This is a genomic window from Phaeovulum sp. (genome assembly GCF_047638075.1).
Lineage (GTDB): Bacteria > Pseudomonadota > Alphaproteobacteria > Rhodobacterales > Rhodobacteraceae > UBA6197.
The window spans coordinates 1-7,587 of record NZ_JBLJBV010000005.1; the positions used below are offsets into that span (position 1 = coordinate 1).

Sequence of the window (7,587 nt, forward strand, 5' to 3'; positions counted from 1 at the left end):
AATCCCCGAACGACCAGTTCCACGCCTCCTCGTTCCTGCAAGGGGCCAACGCGGACTACGTCGAACAGCTTTACGCGCGGTTTGCCGCTGACCCCAGTTCTGTCGATGACGCCTGGGGCGCATTCTTTCACAGCCTGGGCGAATCAGAGCTGGACGTGAAACGTTCCGCCCAGGGCGCATCCTGGGAACGCGCCGACTGGCCACCGACACCCGCCGATGATCTGACCGCCGCCCTGACCGGCGAATGGCCAATGGCCCGCGAGACCAAAGGCGCCGGGGACAAGATCAAGGCAAAGGCTTCCGAGGCAGGCGTACCCGTATCGGACGAGGCGGTCAAACGCGCCGTTCTGGACAGTATCCGCGCGCTGATGATCATTCGCGCCTACCGGATCCGCGGCCATCTTATTGCCGACCTGGACCCGCTTGGCATGCGCGAAACCACCCCGCATCCGGAACTCGACCCCAAAGCCTACGGTTTCACCGAGGCCGATATGGATCGCCCGATCTTCATCGACAACGTTCTGGGTCTGCAACTGGCCTCGATGCGGCAGATCATGGATATCGTGAAACGCACCTATTGCGGCACCTTCGCGCTGCAATTCATGCATATTTCCGACCCCGAACAATCTGCCTGGCTGAAAGAGCGCATCGAAGGCTACGGCAAGGAAATCACTTTCACCCGCGAAGGTCGCCGCGCGATCCTCAACAAACTGGTCGAGGCGGAAGGCTATGAAAAATTCCTCCATGTCAAATACATGGGAACCAAGCGTTTCGGGCTGGACGGCGCCGAAAGCCTGATCCCGGCGATGGAACAGATCATCAAGCGCGGCGGCGCGCTGGGGGTCAAGGAAATCATCTTCGGGATGCCGCACCGGGGCCGCCTGTCGGTTCTGGCGAACGTGCTGAACAAACCTTACCGCGCCATTTTCCATGAATTCCAGGGCGGCTCTTACAAGCCCGAAGACGTGGACGGCTCTGGCGACGTGAAATACCACCTTGGCGCCTCCAGCGACCGCGAATTTGACGGCAACACCGTCCACCTGTCGCTGACCGCCAACCCCTCGCACCTTGAGGCGGTGAACCCGGTCGTGCTGGGCAAGGTCCGCGCCAAACAGGAACAGCGCGGCGACAAGACCCGCAGTTCGGTGATGCCGATCCTGCTGCACGGCGATGCGGCCTTTGCGGGTCAGGGCGTCGTGGCCGAAGGTTTTGGCCTTTCCGGGCTGGTCGGGCATCGCACCGGCGGCACCATGCATATCGTGGTGAACAACCAGATCGGCTTTACCACCGCGCCCCATTTTTCGCGCTCGTCGCCCTACCCCACCGACATCGCCCTGATGGTCGAGGCGCCAATTTTCCACGTCAACGGTGATGACCCCGAAGCCGTGGTTCACGCCGCCCGCGTCGCCACCGAATTTCGCCAGAAATTCGCCAAGGACGTGGTTCTTGATATCTTTTGCTACCGCCGCTTTGGTCACAACGAAGGCGACGAGCCGATGTTCACCAACCCGCAGATGTATAAAACCATCAAGCGGCAGAAAACCACGCTTCAGCTTTACACCGAACGTCTGGTTGCGGACGGGTTGATCCCCGAGGGCGAGATCGAGGATATGAAAGCCGCGTTCCAGGCCCGCCTGAACGAGGAATTCGAGGCTGGCAAGAACTTCAAGCCGAACAAGGCCGACTGGCTTGACGGCCGCTGGTCCGGGCTGGACCGTGAACGCGCCGAATATGATGCCGGCAAGACCGAAATTTCACCCGAGCTGATGGCCGAGGTGGGGCGCGCCCTCTCGACTCCGCCGGAAAATTTTGATCTGCACAAGACCGTCATACGCCTTCTTGGCGCCAAAGCCGAAATGTTCGAATCCGGCAAGGGCTTTGACTGGGCCACCGCCGAGGCCCTGGCCTTCGGCAGCCTTGTCGCAGAGGGTTTTCCTGTGCGTCTTGCCGGTCAGGACTGCACCCGCGGCACCTTTAGCCAGCGCCATTCCGGCCTTGTCGACCAGACCACCGAAGAACGCTACTACCCGCTCAATCACGTCAAACCGGGGCAGGCGCGCTACGAGGTGATCGACAGCATGCTGTCGGAATATGCCGTGCTTGGGTTTGAATATGGCTATTCGCTGGCCGAGCCGAATGCCCTCGTGATGTGGGAAGCGCAGTTTGGCGACTTTGCCAATGGTGCGCAGATCATGTTCGATCAGTTCATCAATTCTGGCGAACGCAAATGGCTGCGGATGTCGGGGCTCGTGTGCCTGTTGCCACACGGGTTTGAAGGCCAGGGCCCTGAACACAGCTCTGCCCGGCTGGAACGGTTCTTGCAAAACTCGGCGGAAGACAACTGGATCGTGGCGAACTGTTCGACCCCGGCCAACTACTTCCACATTCTGCGCCGCCAGATCCACCGCACCTTCCGCAAGCCGCTGATCCTGATGACGCCAAAATCGCTTTTGCGCCATCCGCGCTGCGTGTCTACGGCAGAAGAATTCACCACCGGGTCAAGTTTCCGCCGCGTCCTGTGGGATGACGCCGAAAGCAACGTGTCGCCCACAAAACTGCTGCCCGATGACAAGATCAAACGCGTGGTGATGTGTTCAGGCAAGGTCTACTATGATCTTCTGGCCGAACGCGACGCCCGCGGCATCGACGATGTTTACCTGCTGCGGCTGGAACAATTCTACCCGTTCCCCGCGCAGTCGATGGTCAAGGAGCTTAGCCGCTTCAAACAGGCCGAGATCGTCTGGTGCCAGGAAGAGCCCAAAAATCAGGGCGCCTGGAGCTTTGTCGAGCCCAATATCGAATGGGTCCTGACGCGCATCGACGCCGACCATACGCGCCCGCGCTATGTTGGCCGCAACGCCTCTGCCTCGCCCGCCACGGGTCTAGCCTCGCGCCACAAGGCCGAACAGGACGCGCTGGTTAGCGAAGCACTGACGATCGAGGGCTGAATGGCAACCCCCGTCCGCGTTCCAACCCTGGGCGAAAGCGTCACCGAGGCGACCGTCTCTTCCTGGTTCAAGAAACTGGGCGATACGGTCGCCGTCGATGAAATGCTCTGCGAGTTGGAGACCGATAAGGTCACGGTCGAGGTCCCGTCCCCCGTTGCGGGCCGTCTGGCTGAAATCGTTGCCGCCGAAGGCACAACCGTGGGCGTGAACGCGCTCCTTGCACAGATCACCGAGGCTGGCACCGCTGGCCCCGCCGACAATTCCCCAAAATTGGGTGCGCGCCCTGACGACGCGGCCGCACCGCACATCAGTGAGGTCAAGATGACTGACGTAATGGTGCCCTCCTTGGGCGAAAGCGTGACCGAAGCCACCGTCTCCACCTGGTTCAAGAAGGTGGGCGATGCGGTCGCCGTTGACGAAATGCTCTGCGAACTGGAAACCGACAAGGTCTCGGTTGAGGTTCCCTCGCCTGTCGCCGGTGTTCTGGCCGAGATCCTTGCCCCCGAAGGCGCGACCGTTGATGCCAAGGCGCGTCTGGCCATCGTCTCGGAAGGTGCTACCGCCGCGGCCAAGCCCGCGGCCGCCAAACCCGCCGAAAAGCCAGCCCCCGAAACCGCAGCGCCCGCCAAGGACGTCGAAGACGCCCCTTCGGCCAAAAAGGCGATGGCCGAAGCCGGCATTTCCCGCGATGCCGTCACCGGCACCGGCCGCGATGGCCGCGTGATGAAAGAAGATGTGACCGCCGCCGCCGCACCCGCGCAGGTTTCCATCGCCCCAACCCCCGCCGCCACCCCGCGCAGCCCCGCCCCTGCCGAGGACGCCGCCCGCGAAGAGCGGGTGAAAATGACCCGTCTGCGCGCCACCATCGCGCGCCGCCTGAAAGACGCGCAAAACACCGCCGCCATGCTGACCACCTATAACGAGGTGGACATGTCCGGCATCATGGCCCTGCGCAACGAATACAAAGACCAGTTTGAAAAGAAACACGGCGTCAAACTGGGCTTCATGTCGTTCTTCGTCAAAGCCTGCTGCCACGCCCTGAAAGAAGTCCCCGAGGTCAACGCCGAAATCGACGGCGGCGATGTGGTCTATAAAAACTACGTCCACATGGGCGTGGCCGTCGGCACGCCCTCGGGTCTGGTCGTGCCGGTCGTGCGCGACGCCGACCAGATGGGCTTTGCCGCGATCGAAAAGAAAATCTCGGAACTTGGTCTGCGCGCCCGCGACGGCAAACTGACCCTGGCCGAAATGCAGGGCGGCAGCTTCACCATCTCGAACGGTGGCGTTTACGGCTCGCTGATGTCCTCGCCCATCCTGAACCCTCCGCAGTCAGGCATTCTGGGGATGCACAAAATCCAGGACCGCCCGGTCGTCGTGGGCGGCCAGATCGTGATCCGCCCGATGATGTATCTCGCGCTCAGCTACGACCACCGCGTCGTTGACGGCAAAGGCGCGGTGACCTTCCTCGTGCGGGTAAAAGACGCACTGGAAGACCCGCGCCGGTTACTGATGGATCTGTAAGGTAGTCACCATCTTTATTCGTGTGGAGCGGACTATGGTTCGCTCCACATACGGTCTCAATTGTAATTTGAGTCGCACCCAATGAGTGAGAAATGGACAATCTAGAGAAAAGCGAATTAGTAATTGCAAAAACTCTTGGTCTCTTGATGGAAACGGGATTGAGAAATGCTCAACTCGATTTTGTTGAATTGGAACTGGACTCAACCTACGAAGATTTCTTTGGAACCTGTATTGAATGGCTGGAATCCGAAGGTATCATTCGAACACGTTCCATCGCAAAATACTCTAACGGAAATGTAACCATATTTGGACCAACACTAACGGCTCATGGTTTTGAGATTATGGGCAGATCTCTTATGGTTGGAGGCAATCAGATCACGATAGGTGAAGCTGTTGTACGGACGTCCAAAGAAACGAGTTTCTACACTGGGCTCGGCGATCTCGGCGGTGGATTTGTTGGGGGGCTTTTGAAGTCGCTGGGGAGTGGCTAAGAAATGACCCCCGAACTCACCGCCCTTGCCCTCGCCGGCCTTCTGCAAGCCGTGCAATACGCCCTCTTCGCCGTCCCGGCGAATAGGGAACTTGGCACCGGCTACACCTCGTCGGCGCGCGATCGGCCGCCCAGCAAACCGCTCTCGCTTAAAACCGCCCGGTTGCAGCGCGCGCTGAACAACCATTTCGAAGGGCTGATCCTGTTCACCCTCGCCGTCGTGGTCGTAACCCTCGGCCAGCAATCCAGCGCCACCACGCAGACCGCCGCCTGGGTCTATCTGGCGGCGCGCATCGCCTATATTCCGGCCTATGCCTTTGACTGGCAACCTTGGCGTTCGGCAATATGGGGCGTAGGTTTCTTGGCCACACTCGCCATGCTGGTCGCCGCCCTGATCTAACGATCGTATGCACGGATGTCATACGAAAGCCATACACGAAACATACGCTCAAAAACGAAGGACAAACCCCATGGCAAGCTTTGACGTGATCATCATCGGCAGTGGCCCCGGCGGCTATGTCTGTGCCATCCGCTGCGCGCAACTTGGCCTGAAAACCGCCTGCGTCGAGGCCCGCGATACCCTTGGCGGCACCTGCCTGAACGTCGGTTGCATCCCCTCAAAAGCGCTACTGCACGCCACCCATTCGCTGCACGAAGCCGAACATAACTTTGCCAAAATGGGCCTGAAAGGCAAATCCCCCTCGGTCGATTGGCAACAGATGCTGGCCTATAAAGACGAGGTCATCAGCGGCAATACCAAGGGTATCGAGTTCCTGTTCAAGAAGAACAAGGTCACCTGGCTGAAAGGCTGGGGCCAGATCACCGCCCCCGGAAAAGTAACCGTCGGAGACGAGGTGCACGAGGCGAAAAACATCGTGATTGCAACAGGTTCAGAGCCATCCACCCTGCCCGGCGTCGAGATTGACGAAAAGACCATCGTCACCTCCACCGGCACGCTTGCACTGCCCAAGATCCCCAAAACCATGGCTGTGATCGGCGCAGGCGTCATCGGGTTGGAAATGGGGTCGGTCTATGCGCGCCTTGGCACCGATGTGACGGTGGTCGAATACCTTGACGCCATCACCCCTGGCATGGACGCCGAAGTGGCCAAATCCTTCCAGCGGATCCTTGCAAAACAAGGGATCAAATTCGTTCTGGGGGCTGCGGTTCAAGGCGTCGACAAGGGCAAATCCAAAAATACCGTCCGCTATAATCTGCGCAAGGACGACAGCGCCCAAACCCTTGAGGCCGAGGTGGTCCTGGTGGCCACCGGCCGCAAACCCTACATCACCGGTCTCGGCCTCGATGCGCTGGGGGTTGAAATGCTGCCCCGTGGCCAGATCAAAACCGATGGACATTTTTCGACCAATGTCAAAGGCTTGTACGCCATTGGCGACGCCATCATCGGGCCAATGCTAGCCCATAAGGCAGAAGATGAGGGCATGGCCGTCGCCGAAATCATCGCTGGCAAGGCCGGACACGTCAATTACGGCGTGATCCCCGGCGTGGTCTACACCAGCCCCGAGGTTGCCTCGGTCGGCAAGACCGAAGAGCAGCTGAAGGAGGAGGGCCGCGCCTACAAGGTCGGAAAATTCTCTTTCATGGGTAACGCCCGCGCCAAGGCGGTGTTTCAGGCCGAGGGCTTCGTCAAACTGCTGGCCGACAAGGCCACCGACCGGATTCTTGGCTGCCACATCATCGGCCCCGGCGCTGGCGATCTGATCCACGAAATCTGTGTGGCAATGGAATTCGGCGCCTCGGCCCAAGACGTCGCCCTGACGTGCCACGCACACCCGACCTACAGCGAAGCCGTGCGTGAAGCGGCCCTTGCCTGCGGCGATGGCGCCATCCACGCCTGATCTGCAAGCCGTAACGCCGGGGGCGGTGTAGAATACGCCGCCCCCAGGTGTTTTTGGCAATGATAAGCCCTTTGCGAAATTAAGGGGCTGAATAAGCAAAACAAGATGCACTAAAATGCGGATTCCTACGATGACCGCCTGCCGGATCAGGAGGTAATCCCCCCGAAAGTAAGGGGCTGCAAAAGTAGAATTTTCTCGGCAAGATGAACGAGGAGATTTCGAATGAAGACAAGCGGATACACAGAAGCGCAGACCCTCACGATCCTGCGCCAGGCCGAAGGCGGTGTGCCGGTGGCCGAGCTGTGCCGTACGCATGGGATGAGCAATGCGTCGTTTTACAAGTGGCGGGCCAAGTATGGGGGCATGCCCTCTCGGGCTTTTGCTTTGCAAAACCCTGCCGGATAATAGATGCGTCGATGGTCAGCCAGATGACGGCGATCGAAGAAGAGAGCCGTCGCCTGAAGCGGGTGTATGCGGTCCTGAGCATGCAGGCGGATCTGCTGAACTGCGAAGGTGAACGCCATTGGTCCGAGAGAGCCTGAGCAGGCTCTGGGAAAAAAGTGACGCGGCCATCCGTTGCCCGACAGGCGAATGTCGGTATTCGCCGACAGGGTCAATGCCGCGAGATGGCCGAGAATGCGGTGGCGCGAAGAGGGGCGAGCGTTGCGCTGGCCTGCCGGGCTTTTGGGGTCAGCGAGACCTGTTATCGCTATGGCCTGACGTTGCGGGCCGAGAACGAAGAGATCGCCAATCTGCTGGTCGGGCTGAC

Annotated in this window: 5 protein-coding genes and 1 pseudogene; all 6 read left to right on the forward strand. The window is 59.9% G+C overall.

What is annotated here, in order from left to right; genetic code table 11:
- On the forward strand, positions 1-2,948 hold a 2,948-nt coding region (locus ACM62R_RS00695; RefSeq protein WP_415182150.1), incomplete at its 5' end, for a 2-oxoglutarate dehydrogenase E1 component.
- The gene (gene odhB, locus ACM62R_RS00700) at positions 2,949-4,469 is read left to right on the forward strand and encodes a 2-oxoglutarate dehydrogenase complex dihydrolipoyllysine-residue succinyltransferase (protein WP_415182151.1); all 1,521 of its coding nucleotides are present in this window, start codon (positions 2,949-2,951) and stop codon (positions 4,467-4,469) included.
- A 92-nt stretch (positions 4,470-4,561) separates the two neighbouring features.
- On the forward strand, positions 4,562-4,960 hold the full coding sequence (locus ACM62R_RS00705) for a hypothetical protein (RefSeq protein WP_415182152.1): 399 nt from the start codon (positions 4,562-4,564) through the stop codon (positions 4,958-4,960).
- A gap of 3 nt (positions 4,961-4,963) precedes the next feature.
- Positions 4,964-5,359, forward strand: a complete 396-nt coding sequence (locus ACM62R_RS00710; RefSeq protein ID WP_415182153.1) for an MAPEG family protein — start codon at positions 4,964-4,966, stop codon at positions 5,357-5,359.
- Positions 5,360-5,429: 70 nt separating this feature from the next.
- Entirely contained in the window at positions 5,430-6,818 is a 1,389-nt protein-coding gene (gene lpdA, locus ACM62R_RS00715) for a dihydrolipoyl dehydrogenase (RefSeq protein WP_415182154.1), read from the forward strand.
- 222 nt (positions 6,819-7,040) lie between these two features.
- A pseudogene (locus ACM62R_RS00720) lies at positions 7,041-7,587 on the forward strand (transposase); the annotation flags it as partial.

What these genes read in the sequence shown, in the direction of transcription:
- ACM62R_RS00705 (WP_415182152.1), top strand. Translation starts at nt 4,562, where the DNA reads ATGGACAATCTAGAGAAAAGCGAATTAGTAATTGCAAAAACTCTTGGT.
- ACM62R_RS00710 (WP_415182153.1), top strand. Translation starts at nt 4,964, where the DNA reads ATGACCCCCGAACTCACCGCCCTTGCCCTCGCCGGCCTTCTGCAAGCC.
- lpdA (WP_415182154.1), top strand. Translation starts at nt 5,430, where the DNA reads ATGGCAAGCTTTGACGTGATCATCATCGGCAGTGGCCCCGGCGGCTAT.
- odhB (WP_415182151.1), top strand. Translation starts at nt 2,949, where the DNA reads ATGGCAACCCCCGTCCGCGTTCCAACCCTGGGCGAAAGCGTCACCGAG.